Source organism: Pedobacter sp. SAFR-022 (assembly GCF_051965375.1).
Lineage (GTDB): Bacteria > Bacteroidota > Bacteroidia > Sphingobacteriales > Sphingobacteriaceae > Pedobacter.
The window spans coordinates 327249-343914 of the sequence record NZ_JBQCME010000003.1; the positions used below are offsets into that span (position 1 = coordinate 327249).

Sequence of the window (16666 nt, forward strand, 5' to 3'; positions counted from 1 at the left end):
CCAATGGAGGCTGCTTTTGTTAGGTTAAAAAATTGTTAAGCATGAATGATGAATTTCTGCATTACCCGGCTGCGCCAATAGCTTTGAAGATGGCTGTGTCGCTTGGCATCGGGATGCTCATTGGAATGGAACGTAAATGGTCTAACAAGGAGATGGGCATCCGCTCGTTTTCGATGGTAGCCATGTTGGGTATGCTCTCTTCTGTTATTGGTACAAACTTCGTAATTGCCTCTTTAGCCGGCGTGCTACTGCTGGTTTTACTGAACAATGGCCGGAACATCCTGGTCGACCGCACTTTAGAGATTACAACATCCGTTGCGCTCATCGTGACCTATGTGCTGGGCGTGCTGGTGGGCTTGGGTCATATATTTCTGCCCGTTGCCGGGTCCATCGCCATTATGATGCTCCTAGCATGGAAGGCAGAATTGAATAAGTTTGCTGGAGGCCTGAAACCTGCTGAAGTTCGCAGTGCAGTACTGCTGGGGCTGATCGGCTTCGTGATCTATCCGATTATGCCCGACCGCTATGTTGACCCCTGGGAGCTTTTCAATCCAGGTGATGCCTGGGTCAGCGTTATTGCAATATCCGGCATTGGATTTTTAAACTACTTTTTGCTTCGTGTATTCAGCACGAACGGACTTTATCTGGGCGCCATATTTGGTGGACTGGTAAACAGTACGGCTACCCTTGCGGAAACCAGCCAGCGCGTACAGCAGGCTGGCCTGACTTCCCGGATAAGTACCCTTTGCCTGTTAACGACCATCGCAATGTTTGCACGCAATCTTATTCTGCTGTTAATTTTCTCCCCACTTTCCATCACCTCAACGCTCCTGCCGATCCTGGCGATGTCTGTGGTATCCGGATTATGGATATGGAAGGATTATACGGAGGAAAAGTCAGATCCAAATAAAGTACCAGCATTACAACTCGCCTCCCCGATTTCACTGATGAATGTGCTGACCTTCGGATTGATCTTCGTTATTATCGCCATCGGCGGCACATTGCTTACGAAGCTATTCGGAAACTACGGCATCATGGCTACGGGCTTTTTTGGTGGATTTGTAAGCAGTGCCAGCACAACAGCTGCCGCTGCTACCATGGCCAGCCACGAGAAGATCAGTGCTGCGCTTGCCGGAAGTGTCACTATTGTCACTTCACTCACAAGTGCCTTAGTAAGCTTACCGATTGTCTGGAAGATCATAAAGGACCGGGCAGCTGTTAAAAAACTAACCTTTCAGCTTTGTACTGTACTCGCTATCGGTATTGCAGTTGTGATGCTCGACAGGTACTTCGAGTTTTCAGAACAACTGATCAATTTCAACCCGGACATGTTCAATAAACAGGCAGCGCGTTAGCTATTTCTGCTTTTTCAACAACAGCAAGCCTAATGCAGAAGTTAGCACGAAAGCGGCTGCAAGGTATTTTTGATGTGCTCTTGGCCGCCCAGGCAAACCCCAACCACCGAAAACGGAATTGCCAAAGGCAAGCGTATTAAACAGGTTCCCATTGGTTTTGCCGGCCTGCTTTGCCTGCTTCAAATAGGTGGCAATTACTGCTTTGGTTACTGTGGTGGTAATACCTGGAAATAATCCATATGCCAATCGAATGACGCTCGATACGCTGCCGATCATCAATTCGGATTTCGGATTTTCGGCAAGTTTCACAATCGCCATTGCCAATCTTCTTGGATCGTATACAGGCGGCGCTGGCTTAAGCGCTTTTCCGGTGCAGTTTGCTGCGTGTTGGATGCCCGGTGAATCCAGAAAGGCAGGATAGGCATCGCAAACATGAATATTAGGGAAGCCGCTTAACTCTGCTTTCAGCGCTGAGGAAAAACCCCGGATGCCGAACTTACTGGCAGAATAGCCCACCCCATAAGGTACAGGCATAAAGCCGCCAATGGAAATGTTGTTGATTAAAGTACCATATTGCTGTTTTTTGAAGTACGGCATTACCGCATGAGCCCCATAGATATAGCCGAGCAGATTGGTTCGTACAACTTGTTCCGTTACTTCAATGGGTGTTTCCGTGAACGCTCCCACCGCAAGTACACCTGCATTGTTCACCCAAACATCTATTTTACCCCCGAAGTCATCCGCTTCGCTGGCCAGGTTGATCAATGCAGTGGGTTCCGTTACATCGGTGACCACACATTTAACGGCTGCACCAAGCACTCGACACTCCTCAGCGGTCTCTTCCATGGCGGTTAGATTTCGCGATGCAAGCACCAGCTTGTGCCCTCCTGTTGCGAATTCAAGCGCAATAGCTCTACCGGCACCACTGGAGGCACCAGTAATGACAATTGTTTTTTGATCTAGCATAATAAAGGTTTTGTTAATACAACTTATGCAAGCGCATTATGTTTTTGTCTATTTGAATTTGCGCCAAACTGATCAGGGTCACAAAAAATTAACACGAGGGTCATTCCTGCTTACACCGATTTTCACGATCTTTAGCTAAGCAACAGGAATAAAGAGGATTAAAATGAAATGTTATGAAAAAGATTATAGTATTTACAGACTTCTCGGAACGCGCGGCGCATGCCGGTGAATATGCCTTCCAGCTTAGCCGTGAACTGCAGGCCAACATTATCCTTTACCATGCCTATCTCAATCCTGCTTCACAACCTTACGCCGCACAGGTTGCCTGGCCCATGGAAAATGCTGGGGCGCTGGAAATAACCAGCAGAAAAGAGCTGGCGCTTGCTGCCTCCAAACTCAGCAAGACTTCAAGCCTTAGCGCCGCCACGGGCTTTACTCCAAAAATAGAAACGCGTTGTGACGAGGGAGAAATCGCCGATCATATAGATGAACTGCTTAGTGATCGAGACATCGTCCTTTTTGTTATGGCTAATCATAGAAAAGGCTTTAGCAGCCTGATTACGGGCAATCACATGAAGAAACTACTGGAACAATCGAAAGTTCCCGTGCTGGTTGTTCCGCAAGGCGCTGCTTTTAAGGGCATCCATAAAATTGCATTTGCAACAGATCTGCAACTGCAAGATATAGATGCCCTGCATTCACTGTGCAGCCTTGGCAGACATCGAGAGGCAAGTATCATGCTTGCACATGTATCTTCGGAAAGTGAACAAGAACAGGGCAAGGAAAAACGGGATCAGGTGCAGCAGTTTTTATGTGCGGTAAGCAGTAAGATCAACTATCCTCACGTTTACTACCGCCACGTGCAGGATGCCCAGGTATCCTCAGGCTTGAAATGGGTATCTGAACATGTTAGCTTTGACCTGCTCGTGATGGTACATCATCAAAAGCACTTTTTGCAGCGTCTATTTAGCAGTAGCAACACACATGAGGTTGCTAATGACATGAGCATTCCGCTGCTTGTATACCCCTATCCAGCCGAACATTATCCGGTATTCTGATTATTTGATAGAATGCGCAAACTGGGATGGGCGCATATTGGTAAGCTGGTAAAAGGTATTGCTAAAAGCTGCGATACTTTGATACCCGGTGCGATAAGCGATTTCACTCAGGGTGAGTTCCGTCTGAAGCATCAGCTCTACAGCTTTCACCATCCTGAGTTGCTTTAAGTATTGTAAAAAGGAGATGCTAAGTTCCGCCTGAAAGATCCTGGAGAGCGTACGTTCGCTTAAGGAAAATTCTTTACTGATTCTGGTTAAACTAATCTCCTCTCCGACATGGGCTTCCATGTACTTCAGTATCGGCACCAGGCGCTCGTTTCTCGTCACTGGTAATACCGTATGCAGGTGATTATTGCTAATTTCCGGCAGGATATTGAACAAGGCTTTCAGGAATGGATAGTATTTGTTTGTCTTGCCGATCTCCCATTCGAAGTGTTCCGTAAACAAGAGCATTTCAAGTAAAAGTGTGTCTACCGGGTAAATGCCCATCTGCTGGTAAAAAACTTCCTCAGTGTCGAGTTCAAAATACACCGTCCGGATGGCGGTCGCTGAACTTCTAACGGTTAGGAAATGTAGAAGTCCTGGAGGTATCCAGATGTAATGTCTTGCAGGTATCACCAGGATTTTTCCCTGAACATGAACATAGGCAATTCCCCCATCTACGTAAGTTAACTGCCCTTTGGTGTGCTGATGGACTGGGAAGCGGCGTTCCAGCTTTTCATGTAATACAAAGATTGCATCAGGTGTCGCATCTATATACTGTAAATATTCTTCTGAATTCCGGACAACCTCAACTTGGCTCATTTGATATAATTTTAGGCAAATTACATAAAGTGCAGCAAAAGGCATAGCGGTACCTTTGTGTTGTTATTATGAAGAACATTTTTTCAATCCCCAGGTACTTTGCATTTACCTGTTTTTTAACCTTTCTTGGCTTTGCAGAAGCTCATGGGCAGCATACTCCCGATAATGCCATTACCTTAACCATCAACCAGGTATGGGAAAAGGCCACCGCAGAAAATAAGATCATCAAGATGCAGGATTTGGACGTCGCAGTCAGCGCTGAAAAGATCCTGGATGCGAAAGCAGAGCGCCTGCCAGAGATTAGTACAGAGGCCGAATACGGCAAAGTCAGTAATTTTCCACTCTTTGTCGATGGTTTATTGCATAAGCCCGAATTGCTGCCCGTGGAACATACATTTTATAAAGTTGGTGGCGACGCTTACTTGAACTTGTACAACGGTCACAAAACCGGCACGAACATCACACGCCAGCAAATTTTGCATGAGATCCATTCGGAACGGAGGAACCAAACGGTTTCTGAAATCAAGCTGCAAGCGGCAGCCTACTACCTCGATTTACAACGTAGTATTGCTTTCAAGGCACTGATGGAAAAGAATATTGAAGATCAGGAGCGTCAGCTTAAAGAAATCCGTCAGCTACTGATTAACGGCGTTGTCCTAAAGAGTGATGTGTTACGGGCAGAGTTACAGCTTTCCAGACAAAACCTCAGCCTTAAACAGATTAATAATGACATTGCTATTGCTCGTCAGAAACTAAATATTCTCATGGGAGAACCTGATGCTCAACACACTTTACCAGTGGAGCTGTCGGCTATGCAGGAGCTTCCTGTTAAGAACTATGAGGAATATCTCCGGGAAGCAATGGCCAGATCATATCAGAACAAGATCTCTGAAGAAGAAACCCGTTTAAGCAAACTGGAGTTAAAAGATGTAAAAGCAAACGTTAACCCAAAACTAGGTCTCTTCGCCAACTATGCCTACTCCTATCCACAGATACAGTTCTACCCTTATAGCAACTACCTATATGGACTGGGAACAGCAGGGATCAAGGCCAGCTTTTCCGTTGACGCTTTGTATCACAACAAACACAAGGTTAAGGCAGCACAGCTTGAGCTAAAAACACAGGAGCTGGAGCATCACCATACCCAGGATCAGATCAGGCAAAGGGTAAATGAAGGCTATCTGCGGTACAATGAATCCTTGAACAGGATCAAGGTCGCGGAAACCAATGTCATTCAGGCCCGGGAAAATGCGAGGATTGTAAATAATACCTACTTCAACCAATTATCATTGGTTACCGACCTGTTGGAATCCAACACACAGCTACTCCAGACGCAGTTTGACCTTGCTGCAGCGCGGATCGCGGCACAACTACAATACTATCAATTACAAAACATTATAGGCAATCTCTAAATATGACGACAAATACTGACCATTCCCGCACAGATAAGCTAATCACCCGTGTTACGGCCTGGATTGCCGGAATTATCTTGCTGGTTTTAATGATCTGGGGCATTTTTAGCCTTTGGGATCTTTACCGATACGAGGAAACCAATGATGCACAGGTGCAGGAATATATCAACCCGGTCACTTCCAGAGTCGGGGGATTCATCAGGGAGATCCGGTTCGAAGAAAATCAGGACATTAACATGGGAGATACCTTGCTGATCATTGACAACAGTGAATATGAATTACAACAGCAGCAAGCCGAGGCGGAACTCGCCAATGCAAGAGCGCAGCTCGAAGTTTTAAAAAGCCATGTGGAAAGCAGTTCAAGCAGTGCGCAGGTGAATGAGTCGCAGATCATTGCTGCTAAGGCGAAGTTACACCATGAGGAACAGGAATTTGCACGCTACAAAAAGCTGTATGATGTGGAATCTGCCACCAGGCAGCAGCTTGAAAATGTACAAACCGCCCTTGAAGTGGCACGTGCAAACTACCAGACAGCACTAAAGAACTACGAAGCAGACAAGCTAAAGGTGAAAGACACGAAAGTGCAGACCGCTGTGGCTGAATCGGAGATAAAACGCCGGGAAGCCATGCTGAACCGCAACAAACTAGATGTTGGTTACACCGTGGTTACGGCACCATACAACTGCAAAATGGGACGGAGAACCATCCAACCCGGACAGATGGTTCAGGCTGGACAAACCTTGGCCTACATTGTAAATCAGGAAGCCGGCAAGTGGGTGGTGGCAAACTTCAAAGAAACACAGCTGCGCCACATGCATGTAGGCGAAATGGCGGAGATCAAAACGGATGCCTACCCCGGTAAAATATTCAAGGGTAAAATCGAATCACTATCGCCAGCAACAGGTTCAAGTTTCTCGCTGCTGCCACCGGATAATTCTACAGGCAACTTCGTGAAGATTGTACAACGTGTGCCGGTAAGAATCCGTCTGGTAGATGAGCCGGCTGAGATCGCCGTGCTGCGCTCGGGCATGAATGCCGAAGTGTTGATCCGTAAAGAGAATTAATATGGCAAGGGGTTCATCAGAAGAAATAAAAGACTGGGTACCTGGTTGGCTGACCAAGATCACATTATTCATGGTGATCCTGCCAAGTATGGGGCTGTTTGGGCTCTCGAGTGCCAACAGCAATGCCGCAGCTGGATTTTATGGGTTTGAACCAGCAGATGTTCAATACTCGATGATTGTCTTTTATGCTGCAGTAACAAGCTTCTTTGCGCTAGAGCGCCGGTTTTTCAATTACATCGCCGTAAAAGAATATCTTTTGTTGGGCGCCATCATCCAGGTTGCAGCCAGTTACATCTGCTATATCACCCAGAACCTTCACACACTATTTATCTTCCGCTTCATTCAGGGGATGGCCAACTGTTCGATCACAAGCATCTGTCTTACCCTGGTTTTCAGGCAACTTAAGGGGGAACGAGCCAGGGAAATTGGCTACTCGGTGTTCTATGGCATGTTGCTTTGTGTATCACAGATCAGCATGATGCTGACCTCACCGGTCTTGGAGAGCTTTGACTTCAACATCCTGTACAAAGGCATCATGTTCCTGTTTATCCCAGGCACAATCTTGTTGTATAGCATTCTTAAAAATGTAAGACTCAGCAATAAATCACATTTGTACAAGCTTGATTGGCCAAGTTTCGTGATCTATGCAGCCTTGCTGCTGCTTATTGGATACATCCTGATCTATGGACAACAATACTACTGGTTTGAGGATAAGCGAATTTCCCTGGCCACGGGCGGCGTGGTAGTTTCCCTTGTTTTACACCTGTTACGACAGTGCCATTTAAAACGACCGTACATGAGCCTGGAGGTATTTAATTACCGGAACTTCAAGGTCGGCGCAATCCTGATCTTTATACTCTATATCTGCAGAGGAACAATAAACGTGACAAACAGCTATTTTGCTACGGTGATGGGTATGGATCCCATTCATGTGGCATATATGTTACTGGCGAATTCTCTTGGTATTATCTTAAGCGCTTTTGTCACCTCACGTCTAGTGGTGCTGAAGAAGCCGATGCGCTTTATATGGATTGCAGGATTTGGCTTTCTGTTAATTTTTCATCTTTGGATGCGAGTGTCTTTCACCATACAGGCGAATGACTGGTCCTACTTGCTTCCATTGTTTATACAAGGCCTCGGTGCCGGTACGTTGATGGCACCACTGATCTTGTATATGGTATCGACAGTACCTGCGCATCTCGGCGGCATGGCTTCTGCGTCAGGCGTTTTTTTTAGATACCTCGGTTTTTGTTGCAGCATTGCAATCATTAATTATTATGGCCTGCTGAAACAAAGCGTGCATCTGGATCGGTTTAGTCAGCATGTCAGCGCATTAGATCCCGCAGCCCTGCAGAAACTGGCTGGGTATAAACAGGCTTTTCTAGCGAAAGGGATAGATCCTGAACAGGCAAATAAACTCGCCAATGCCATGCTAAGCAGGACCATGAAAGTTCAAAGTCAGCTTCGATATGCCATGGATTATTACGAACTGATCAGTTGGTGTATCCTGGTAATCATTTTACTGATCGCGATCTATCCTTATCTAAACCGTACCATAGTAAACGTAAAATCCAATCAACCCGCTCCCGCCTCTTTTTAATTTACACAAACTATTTTCTAAGCCAGCAGTTTTATGCTTGTATAACGCCGATAAAACAGCCTGCTATGAAAATACAGAAAACACTAATTTACAGTTCGATTTTTGCAATCGGATTAGCTGCTTGTGGTGGTGGCAATACGCCATCTAACGTTACCGCGCCAGGTGACGAAAAATCATCAAAGGATAAGGTTCTGAACACTGGTGCAGACCTGATGCAGGATAAATCACCATTGAAAAAGTTCAATGCCTATCTGGATGGTTTCCACTTTTACAATGGCAATATCAACGCACAAATGGAGGCACATCATTATGTGAACCAGTTGAACGAAGATGTTTATCAGGCGATCATCTTCGACGGAAATGAGGGTAGTCCCAAGATTATGGGGATAGAGTACATCATCACGCCAAAGTTGTTCAAAACACTTACTGAAGAAGAAAAGAAGTTATGGCACTCACATGTTCACGAGGTGAAATCGGGCACGCTCATCGCGCCGGGCATCCCCGAAGTCGCAGAGAAGGAGCTGATGGAAAAGCTGGTTAACACCTACGGCAAAACGATACACACCTGGCATACGGATCAGGAGCGAACACTTCCTGTGGGCTCGCCCATGATCATGATGGGATTCACCAAAGATGGTCAGATCAACAAGGAACTCGTGGATGCCAGGGATAAGCGGTTTAACGTGTCGACTGCAGAAAAACGTAAAAATCGGGCAGATATCAAAGCATTACCGATAGATCCAATGGCAAATGCCTGGGAAAAAGGCGAGATCAGGCAATTTGTCATTTCTAAAAAGGCCGATAGTGCTGTACACAAACATCAGGGGAAGCCGGTCCAGCCGCAACACCATTAATACGCCATATACTGCTGATAAACTTCCTGCATAAAAGATTTTCCTGCAATAACTTCAGGGGCTTCAACGCTGCTTTTGTTGTTGCCGATAACCTGATTACTGACCGCATCGTACGCAATGGTATCTTTTGGCGTTATAAATCCAAAGCCATGGTCCCAGTTGAAGAAGGCAAATTGCTTCGTATCGGGATTTAGAAGATCCTTGCTCCAGGTAAAAGCACTTGCATCCATACCGAGCTGTGTTAACAAGGTGTTTGCGATGTCGGTCTGTCCGCCAATATGGTGGATGGTCTGGCCCTTGAATTCCTTTTTAACTGCAGGCCCAAAGAACAACAGCGGAATGCGATAACGCTGTGGATCAAATATTTCCAGGTCAGTGCGCGGCAGAAAATGACCATGGTCAGCTACTACCACAAACAAGGTTTTTGGATACCAGGGTTGCGTTTTTGCAAAATCTACAAAGGCGCCAAGACAAGAATCAGCATAGAACGCAGTGCTACGGAATTTATCCTCGTTACTGGCACCCTTGAAATGCGGTGGAACAGGTAATCCGAAAGGTTCGTGATTGGTTAGCGTGAGCATTGTTGCAAAAAATGGTTGCCGCTCCCCGGCAAGCTCCTGCCCCATACGTTGGTAAACTGGTCCATCAAATGCACCCCAGCTAGAATTCAGGTACTTCTTGTCGAAGCTGCTTTTTTCGATAATTTTCTTGATGTCGTGGCTTAACAGGTAAGACTTCATGTTTGCAAAGCGAGACTCCCCTCCATAGAAAAAGGGTGTCGAATAGCCGTATTTTTGAAAGACCTGGCTGAGCGCTGGTAGTCTGGCCTGCTTACTGTTCTCCTTCATAATACTTCGCGAAGCCTGGGCTGGAAAGGCGCTTAAAATAGAAACAACACCTTTGTCTGTTCGGCCTGCCGAGGAATAGATCTGATCAAAGAAGACCCCTTCCTGCTTCAGGCGCTCAATAGCATTGGATATGCCGGGCTCTCCGCCTAATGATTCGACCACGTTTGCCGTATGGCTTTCCATAATGATCAGGACTACATTGGGCCTCTCTGTAGATAAGATCTTCATGCCGGCACTATCCGGTTTATGATAATACTGCTTGACGTTCTCCCGGGCTACTTCAGCCTCAAAGTATCTAAAAGGATTTTTGGTGTTGTACTTCGCGTTCTTAATATCGGTGGCTAATCCCCATTCTGTATTTACAGCCGCAATATTCAAGGTTTGGTTGCTGGAGTAGTAAGCCATGCTTTCATTCATTGGCGCATCCTGCAGGCCACCCCGAATGGCTATGACCGTTAGGCCGATGAGCAATAAGGTGATTAGCGCCTTGCCAAACATATGCCCTTTTCTGTTAATCGTCCAGCCTATCACCTTTGTGGAGAGTAAAACTCCGGCAGCTATTAACGCAACGAGTATCAAAAAGCTCAGAAATAATGGAGAGGAGCCACTGCTGGCCATGGCCTCTGCTGGAGAATTTATCGCAAATTCAAAGGCACGATAATTCACCTTAGTACCCCATTCACGATAGATGTTGAAATTAACAACCGTCAATAATGAACAAATCACCAGGAATGTCCAGGTGTAATACTTCAAAAAGCGGGTTGATAGTCGCAGTTTAGGGATATACCAGGTTACCAGGAAGAATAACAAAGGAATGGCACATAAATATCCTGCCATGGATGCATCCATCCATAGGCCATACTTAAATGCAGGAGCAATTTCCGCAAAGGGCTCAGCAGAAAGCTTGTTTAGGTTGTACAAGATGAATACCAGGCGTTCCAGGAAAAAGAAAATCAGCCAGAAACAGAAATACCTGAGTAAGGTCCAAACGGTCTTCAATAACATATTGAAGCAAACCTAGAAAATTTCCTTAGAAATTTTCATCATCCGTGTCCAATTCGGCGGCATTGAACCAGGCGCTTAGGCAGGAGAAAATCACAAGGATCGTTAATATAATTAAGAGAATTTCCATAATGCTGACAAAAAATGAATGGGCAACGAACTTAGGTATTAAGAACGTGAAAATATGAGAAAAGTTCACATCTCTTCACATTTTATTTTAACCACCTTTGCCAACTGTGGCTTCATTTCAGCTTAAAGACCTTTTTACTTCAATTTTTAAGCTTGGGGCTTTACTGAATTAACCTGCGGCTTTACCGAATTAAGCGGCAGGAAAGCGCCTCTAATGGGAGCAATAAAAGTGTAGCTAATAATTGAATGTCATGGGAAACAAATAGTTTCAATGGTAAATTCTCTTTCATGTTCTGCTTCATGAAACGTAAAATATTAAGAACATAGCTGGAAGATACCTGTTACCCATATGTTCGTATATCGATCAAATTAACCTTTAAATAGCCCATGGAACATCTCCACTTAAAAATATTCAAGAACAGATTTACCGAGCAATTTCCCGGTGATCATTCCGGAAGTACCAAACCGCGGCAAACACCTGGCCAGCTCTACAGCAGTACAAAGCCCACTGCAGTAGCACAGCCCCAGTTGATTGGGTGGTCGACCGAACTTGCTGCTGAGCTGGGCATAGCAGAACCCGATGAGCAAGATGTTGCTATCCTTGGCGGAAACCTGACTACACCTTCCATGCATTCCTATGCTGCTTGCTATGCTGGTCATCAATTTGGCAACTGGGCTGGACAACTCGGCGATGGACGAGCAATCACTCTTGGTGAATGGGAAAGTCCTGATGGTAAAAGTTGGGAGCTACAGCTGAAAGGTGCCGGACCAACGGCTTACTCGCGTCGTGCTGATGGAAGAGCAGTGCTTCGTTCTTCTGTGAGAGAGTTTTTGATGAGCGAGGCGATGTTTCACCTTGGCGTTCCTACAACCAGGGCGCTAAGCTTGGTTTCTACCGGCGACAAAGTGGTCCGTGACATGTTTTACAATGGGAATCCGCAGTATGAGCCCGGTGCAATCGTTGCAAGGATGGCACCTAGCTTTCTGCGATTTGGGAACTTCGAAATGCTTGCCGCAAGGCAGGAACTGGATCAGTTGAAAGCCCTAACAGACTGGACAATTTCAAACTACTATCCTCACCTAAGCGGTGAAAACAACATATTGGACTGGATGGCGGAGGTTGTGGATCGTACGGCAAGTATGATTGTTGAATGGATGCGGGTAGGATTTGTCCATGGTGTTATGAACACCGATAACATGTCTATCCTGGGCCTCACTATAGACTATGGGCCATATGGATTTGTGGACAACTACGATCCGAACTTCACCCCGAATACCACAGACCTTCCTGGAAGAAGGTATGCTTTTGGCAAACAAGCATCAATCGCCTACTGGAATTTGGGTTGTCTGGCAAACGCCATCGCGCCAATCGTAGAAGACACTCAAAAATTGGTAGCGGTAATTGAAGCTTACGAAGATATTTTCTGGTCCAAATACAGTTTAATGATGTCCAGAAAGCTTGGTTTGGATGAACTTGTGCCTGAAGACCATACCCTGCTGCAGGAACTCGAAAAAATGCTGATCTCGATCCAACCGGATATGACGATCTTCTATCAGCTATTGATTAGCCTGCCACCGGATATGACGGACACGGATGCACTGATAGCGCATTTTCAGGCTGCCTTCTATCAGGAAGAATTATTTCCTGCAGAACGCGATGGCTTTCAGCAGTTTATTTCTTTATACCAGGCACGGATCAGCACCAATAGCATATCTGATGAAGCGCGGATCGAAAAGATGAAAGCAGCAAACCCTCGCTTCATACTGCGGAACTATCTACTGCATATGGCCATTACGGACCTTGAGAAAGGCGATGACAAGCTGTTCCACAGCCTGCAACAGGCAATCAAAGATCCTTATTCTACTCAGGCAGACCAGTTCTTTAAGATCCGACCAACATGGGCTAACGAACAGCCAGGGTGTTCCATGTTGTCTTGCAGTTCATAATCAATTAATCATAATGCACTTGAAACAAGATTTTTCCTTCAGTTCGATTTTAGATAACGACTTCTATAAATTCACCATGCAACAGGGCGTGGTACGACTTTTTCCGGATGCGAAAGCAAAGTATGGTTTTATCAATCGCGGCAATCACGTCTTCCCGGAGGGGTTTGCAACAGTACTTCGTGAAGCGGTTGACCAAATGGCTAAGCTAAAGTTAAGTCGACAGGAAAAGCATTTCCTTCAGGTTACCTGCCCGTACCTGGACGCGGTTTACCTGGACTTTCTGGAGGGTTACCGGTATAACCCGGAAGAAGTACACATAAAACAATCTGGAGGTACGCTCGAGGTTAATATTGAAGGTAACTGGTACAGGACCATTCTTTGGGAGGTGCCATTGATGTCCTTGATTTGTGAATTGTACTACCGCATGACTGATCTGCAGCGTGTTCCCGACGAAGAAGTGGTCAGTCGTACAAGGGAGAAAATCGAAAACTATAAAAAGCTTGGTGTAACCGTGGCCGACTTTGGCACAAGAAGGCGTCACTCCTATGCGGTGCATCGCTTAGTGCTACAGGCGCTGTCAGAGTTCGGACAAGGTTCGTTCATAGGGACTAGCAATGTCCATCTTGCAATGTTACACAACACTAAACCTATCGGGACACATGCCCATGAGTGGTTCATGTTCCATGCGGCACGCTATGGTTTTAAAATGGCAAATGCCATGGGTCTGGAACACTGGGTTGATGTTTATCGTGGCGACCTCGGAATTGCACTTTCTGATACCTATACAACTGAAGTTTTCTTTAGCCAGTTCGACAAAATGTTCTCCAAATTGTTTGATGGTGTACGACATGACAGTGGAGACCCGCTGGAGTTTGCCGATAAAGTAGTAGCCCATTACCAGAAAATGGGCATCGACCCAAGGAGCAAAACCATCATTTTCTCCGACTCACTCAACTATGATAAAGTTGCAGCCATTGCCGATTACTGCCGGGATAAAGTAGGCATGTCCTTCGGCATTGGCACAAGCCTGACCAATGACGTCGGACTAACACCAATGAACATCGTGATCAAGATGACTGCAGCGCTTCCTAAAGATGGCGCCTGGACGGAAGTCGTTAAACTATCCGATGAACATGGTAAATATACCGGAAGCAAGGAGGTCATCGCCTTGGCAAAAACACTATTAAGTATTCACTAATTAAGCCCTGTTATGCTGAAAGAGATTGAAATTACCAGCATTGAAGCATATCTGAAGATCATCAAAGAAAGTAAGGAAACAAATGCTGAGCAGACCCATGCCGTTGATTTTCTATTCAGGGGACAGACCTTGGACTATCCCTTGATCCCGAAAATCTGCAGGCTGAAGGCTAAGGGGGATCTCCTGGAAACGGAGAATTTACTGCTACAGGAATTTAAAAGGACCAATCCTTTGTTGATTGAACAACATCGTCCAATGGATGATTGGGATTTTCTTACCCTTGGTCAACATTTTGGGCTCCCAACGCGATTGCTCGATTGGTCAAACAACGCCCTTACCGCACTTTGGTTCGCAACGGCAGAAAACTACGGTCCAAATGAAGAGCAAAATCCTCCGTATGCTGTCGTATGGATCCTGATGGCTGAAGCCAAGGATTTTAATCTGAATATCGCCGAAGTAAAGCCTTTCGATGTAAAAGAAACCAAGATCTTCAGGCCAAGGATCATCAAGCAACGTATCAATAACCAGTCAGGGGTGTTCAGCATCCATTCCACTGATGAGATGCTCCAGATGCGCTATATGAACGAAATTGATTCCTTTGATCAGAAGCTGATCAAAGTGAAAATCCCCGCAGGCCATGTTCGCGAGATCCGTACAGACCTGGATACCCTCGGCGTGAATGCCTTTACCATATTCCCCGAACTCGAAGGTTTGTGTAATTACCTGCAATGGCGTTATTTTGAATAATTCCAAACTATGCATTGAGCATGTATTTCTTAGGTGATTGAAAAACATTTAATCATCTTCAAGTGTAAAAGAACCAGATAAAACTTTACTATGGAAAAGGAAAATGCTACCCCTAATCCGCGCCGGGACTTCCTAAAAAAATCGAGCCTGATCACTGCGGTGGCGCTCACCCCAGCCGCTGCGATTAAGGCTGCTGATAACCAACTGGACGAGCGGATTGCGCAAGCGATTGAAAACGTACCCTGCAGCATCGAAATCAACGGCACCAAACACAACTTAAAGATCGACCCACGCATTACCTTGCTTGATCTATTGCGCGAGCGACTACACCTCACTGGTACTAAGAAAGGCTGTGACTACGGTCAATGTGGCGCCTGCACGGTACACGTTGACGGACAACGTGTAAATTCCTGTCTTACCTTAGCCGTAATGAATGATGGAAAGAAGGTCACCACGATAGAGGGTTTAGCAACAGGTGAGCAACTTCACCCGATGCAAGCTGCATTTCTTAAACACGATGGCTTTCAATGCGGCTATTGCACCCCTGGCCAGATCATGTCTGCGGTAGCCTGCATCCGTGAAGGACATGCTGATAATGAAGATGAAATACGGGAATTCATGAGTGGTAACATCTGTCGCTGTGGCGCCTACCCTAACATCGTCGCCGCCATTCAGGAGGTTAAGAAAGGAGGCAAAAACGTATGAAGCAATTCCAGTATATCCGGTCGGTCAGCCAGAAAGCTGCACTGAGCGCAATCGCTCAGGAGCCTACTGCTAAATTCATTGCCGGAGGCACCAACTTACTCGACTTGATGAAGCGTCATGTGATGACACCCGAACGTTTGGTCGATATCAACAAACTGCCGTTACGGGAGATTAAAGAGGAAAACAAGCGTTTAAGCATTGGAGCGCTGGCACTGAACAGTACAGTCGCTGAGCAGTCGACCGTAATGAAGCGTTTTCCGCTCCTCTCCCAAGCCCTGAATGCAGGTGCTTCTGCACAGCTCCGCAATATGGCGACTGTTGGTGGCAATCTGATGCAGCGTACCCGCTGCCCCTATTTTTATGATACCGCGACGCCCTGCAACAAGCGGGAACCTGGAAGCGGATGTAGTGCACTGAAAGGATTTAACCGTATGCACGCCATATTCGGTGCAAGCGAACACTGCATCGCTGTAAACCCAAGCGATATGAACGTCGCCCTGATTGCACTTGATGCTTCGGTGCATGTATCCGGTCCAAAAGGAGACCGCATTATACAGATGCAGGATTTTCATAGGCTACCAGGTGAGCAGCCTGAAAAGGATACGATTTTGGACAAGAACGAACTTATCACTGCAGTGAGTATCCCCGCTTCAACGCTGACACACAATCACTACCTTAAAGTGCGGGATCGCAGCTCCTATGCATTCGCACTGGTGTCGGTTGCGGCAGGGCTGGAAATCGAAGGTAAAAACATCCGGCAAGCGCGTCTGGCAATGGGTGGTGTGGCACATAAACCATGGAGGCTTAAAGAAGCAGAGCAGAGTCTAGCCGGCAAGCCTGCATCCCTCGAGAGCTTCCACCAAGCTGCCGAAATCGCCATGCGCGGCGCAAAAGGATATGGAGACAATGACTTCAAGCTTAAACTTGCACCAAATACAATTGTCGAAGCTTTAAAGATTGCTTCCCGCATATAACCA

General features: G+C 46.2%; 14 protein-coding genes. 11 read left to right on the forward strand and 3 right to left on the reverse strand.

From position 1 onward, the window contains the following. The first annotated feature begins 41 nt into the window (after nt 1-41). Complete coding sequence (locus tag ACTHQF_RS09860; RefSeq protein ID WP_440430016.1) at nt 42-1355, forward strand: MgtC/SapB family protein; 1314 nt, start codon at nt 42-44, stop codon at nt 1353-1355. Here the strand turns inward: ACTHQF_RS09860 and ACTHQF_RS09865 are convergent, their stop codons facing one another. Further along, nucleotides 1356-2321, reverse strand: a complete 966-nt coding sequence (locus ACTHQF_RS09865) for an SDR family oxidoreductase (RefSeq protein ID WP_440430017.1) — start codon at nt 2319-2321, stop codon at nt 1356-1358. It lies immediately after the preceding gene. 173 nt (nt 2322-2494) lie between these two features. On the opposite strand from ACTHQF_RS09865, the gene ACTHQF_RS09870 reads away from it, so the two are divergent. Further along, nucleotides 2495-3379, forward strand: a complete 885-nt coding sequence (locus tag ACTHQF_RS09870) for a universal stress protein (RefSeq protein ID WP_440430018.1) — start codon at nt 2495-2497, stop codon at nt 3377-3379. On the opposite strand, the gene ACTHQF_RS09875 is transcribed toward ACTHQF_RS09870, so the two are convergent. After that, complete coding sequence (locus ACTHQF_RS09875; protein WP_440430019.1) at nt 3380-4183, reverse strand: helix-turn-helix domain-containing protein; 804 nt, start codon at nt 4181-4183, stop codon at nt 3380-3382. Between the two features lie 68 nt (nt 4184-4251). Here ACTHQF_RS09875 and ACTHQF_RS09880 point away from each other — a divergent pair, with 68 nt between their 5' ends. The 4 genes from ACTHQF_RS09880 to ACTHQF_RS09895 all read left to right on the forward strand — a co-directional run bounded on the left by ACTHQF_RS09880 (nt 4252) and on the right by ACTHQF_RS09895 (nt 9113). Next, nucleotides 4252-5595, forward strand: a complete 1344-nt coding sequence (locus ACTHQF_RS09880; RefSeq protein WP_440430020.1) for a TolC family protein — start codon at nt 4252-4254, stop codon at nt 5593-5595. Between the two features lie 2 nt (nt 5596-5597). Continuing rightward, complete coding sequence (locus ACTHQF_RS09885) at nt 5598-6659, forward strand: HlyD family secretion protein (protein WP_440430021.1); 1062 nt, start codon at nt 5598-5600, stop codon at nt 6657-6659. Between the two features lies 1 nt (nt 6660). Further along, nucleotides 6661-8259, forward strand: a complete 1599-nt coding sequence (locus tag ACTHQF_RS09890; RefSeq protein ID WP_440430022.1) for an MFS transporter — start codon at nt 6661-6663, stop codon at nt 8257-8259. 65 nt (nt 8260-8324) lie between these two features. Beyond that, complete coding sequence (locus tag ACTHQF_RS09895) at nt 8325-9113, forward strand: OBAP family protein (protein WP_440430024.1); 789 nt, start codon at nt 8325-8327, stop codon at nt 9111-9113. On the opposite strand, the gene ACTHQF_RS09900 is transcribed toward ACTHQF_RS09895, so the two are convergent. Continuing rightward, a complete protein-coding gene (locus ACTHQF_RS09900) occupies nt 9110-10966 on the reverse strand; it encodes an LTA synthase family protein (RefSeq protein WP_440430026.1) in 1857 nt (618 codons plus the stop codon). The two genes, ACTHQF_RS09895 and ACTHQF_RS09900, sit on opposite strands and share 4 nt — an antisense overlap. A 513-nt stretch (nt 10967-11479) precedes the next feature. On the opposite strand from ACTHQF_RS09900, the gene ACTHQF_RS09905 reads away from it, so the two are divergent. From ACTHQF_RS09905 to ACTHQF_RS09925, 5 genes are all read left to right on the forward strand, one after another. Further along, nucleotides 11480-13039 carry a protein adenylyltransferase SelO gene (locus tag ACTHQF_RS09905; protein WP_440430027.1) on the forward strand — a complete coding sequence of 520 codons (1560 nt, stop codon included), beginning with the start codon at nt 11480-11482 and terminating at the stop codon, nt 13037-13039. A 19-nt stretch (nt 13040-13058) separates the two neighbouring features. Further along, entirely contained in the window at nt 13059-14237 is a 1179-nt protein-coding gene (gene pncB / locus ACTHQF_RS09910; RefSeq protein WP_440430028.1) for a nicotinate phosphoribosyltransferase, read from the forward strand. 12 nt (nt 14238-14249) lie between these two features. Next, complete coding sequence (locus ACTHQF_RS09915; protein ID WP_440430029.1) at nt 14250-14984, forward strand: FRG domain-containing protein; 735 nt, start codon at nt 14250-14252, stop codon at nt 14982-14984. A gap of 90 nt (nt 14985-15074) precedes the next feature. Continuing rightward, entirely contained in the window at nt 15075-15689 is a 615-nt protein-coding gene (locus ACTHQF_RS09920; RefSeq protein WP_440430030.1) for a (2Fe-2S)-binding protein, read from the forward strand. Further along, nucleotides 15686-16663 (forward strand): FAD binding domain-containing protein, encoded by a 978-nt coding sequence (locus tag ACTHQF_RS09925; protein ID WP_440430031.1) that lies wholly within the window; start codon nt 15686-15688, stop codon nt 16661-16663. The genes ACTHQF_RS09920 and ACTHQF_RS09925 overlap by 4 nt, the downstream gene beginning before the upstream one ends. The last annotated feature ends 3 nt before the right edge of the window (nt 16664-16666 follow it).

What these genes read in the sequence shown, in the direction of transcription:
- ACTHQF_RS09865 (WP_440430017.1), bottom strand. Translation starts at nt 2,321, where the DNA reads ATGCTAGATCAAAAAACAATTGTCATTACTGGTGCCTCCAGTGGTGCC.
- ACTHQF_RS09925 (WP_440430031.1), top strand. Translation starts at nt 15,686, where the DNA reads ATGAAGCAATTCCAGTATATCCGGTCGGTCAGCCAGAAAGCTGCACTG.
- ACTHQF_RS09905 (WP_440430027.1), top strand. Translation starts at nt 11,480, where the DNA reads ATGGAACATCTCCACTTAAAAATATTCAAGAACAGATTTACCGAGCAA.
- ACTHQF_RS09860 (WP_440430016.1), top strand. Translation starts at nt 42, where the DNA reads ATGAATGATGAATTTCTGCATTACCCGGCTGCGCCAATAGCTTTGAAG.
- ACTHQF_RS09900 (WP_440430026.1), bottom strand. Translation starts at nt 10,966, where the DNA reads ATGTTATTGAAGACCGTTTGGACCTTACTCAGGTATTTCTGTTTCTGG.
- ACTHQF_RS09890 (WP_440430022.1), top strand. Translation starts at nt 6,661, where the DNA reads ATGGCAAGGGGTTCATCAGAAGAAATAAAAGACTGGGTACCTGGTTGG.
- ACTHQF_RS09885 (WP_440430021.1), top strand. Translation starts at nt 5,598, where the DNA reads ATGACGACAAATACTGACCATTCCCGCACAGATAAGCTAATCACCCGT.
- ACTHQF_RS09915 (WP_440430029.1), top strand. Translation starts at nt 14,250, where the DNA reads ATGCTGAAAGAGATTGAAATTACCAGCATTGAAGCATATCTGAAGATC.
- ACTHQF_RS09920 (WP_440430030.1), top strand. Translation starts at nt 15,075, where the DNA reads ATGGAAAAGGAAAATGCTACCCCTAATCCGCGCCGGGACTTCCTAAAA.
- ACTHQF_RS09880 (WP_440430020.1), top strand. Translation starts at nt 4,252, where the DNA reads ATGAAGAACATTTTTTCAATCCCCAGGTACTTTGCATTTACCTGTTTT.
- ACTHQF_RS09875 (WP_440430019.1), bottom strand. Translation starts at nt 4,183, where the DNA reads ATGAGCCAAGTTGAGGTTGTCCGGAATTCAGAAGAATATTTACAGTAT.
- ACTHQF_RS09895 (WP_440430024.1), top strand. Translation starts at nt 8,325, where the DNA reads ATGAAAATACAGAAAACACTAATTTACAGTTCGATTTTTGCAATCGGA.
- ACTHQF_RS09870 (WP_440430018.1), top strand. Translation starts at nt 2,495, where the DNA reads ATGAAAAAGATTATAGTATTTACAGACTTCTCGGAACGCGCGGCGCAT.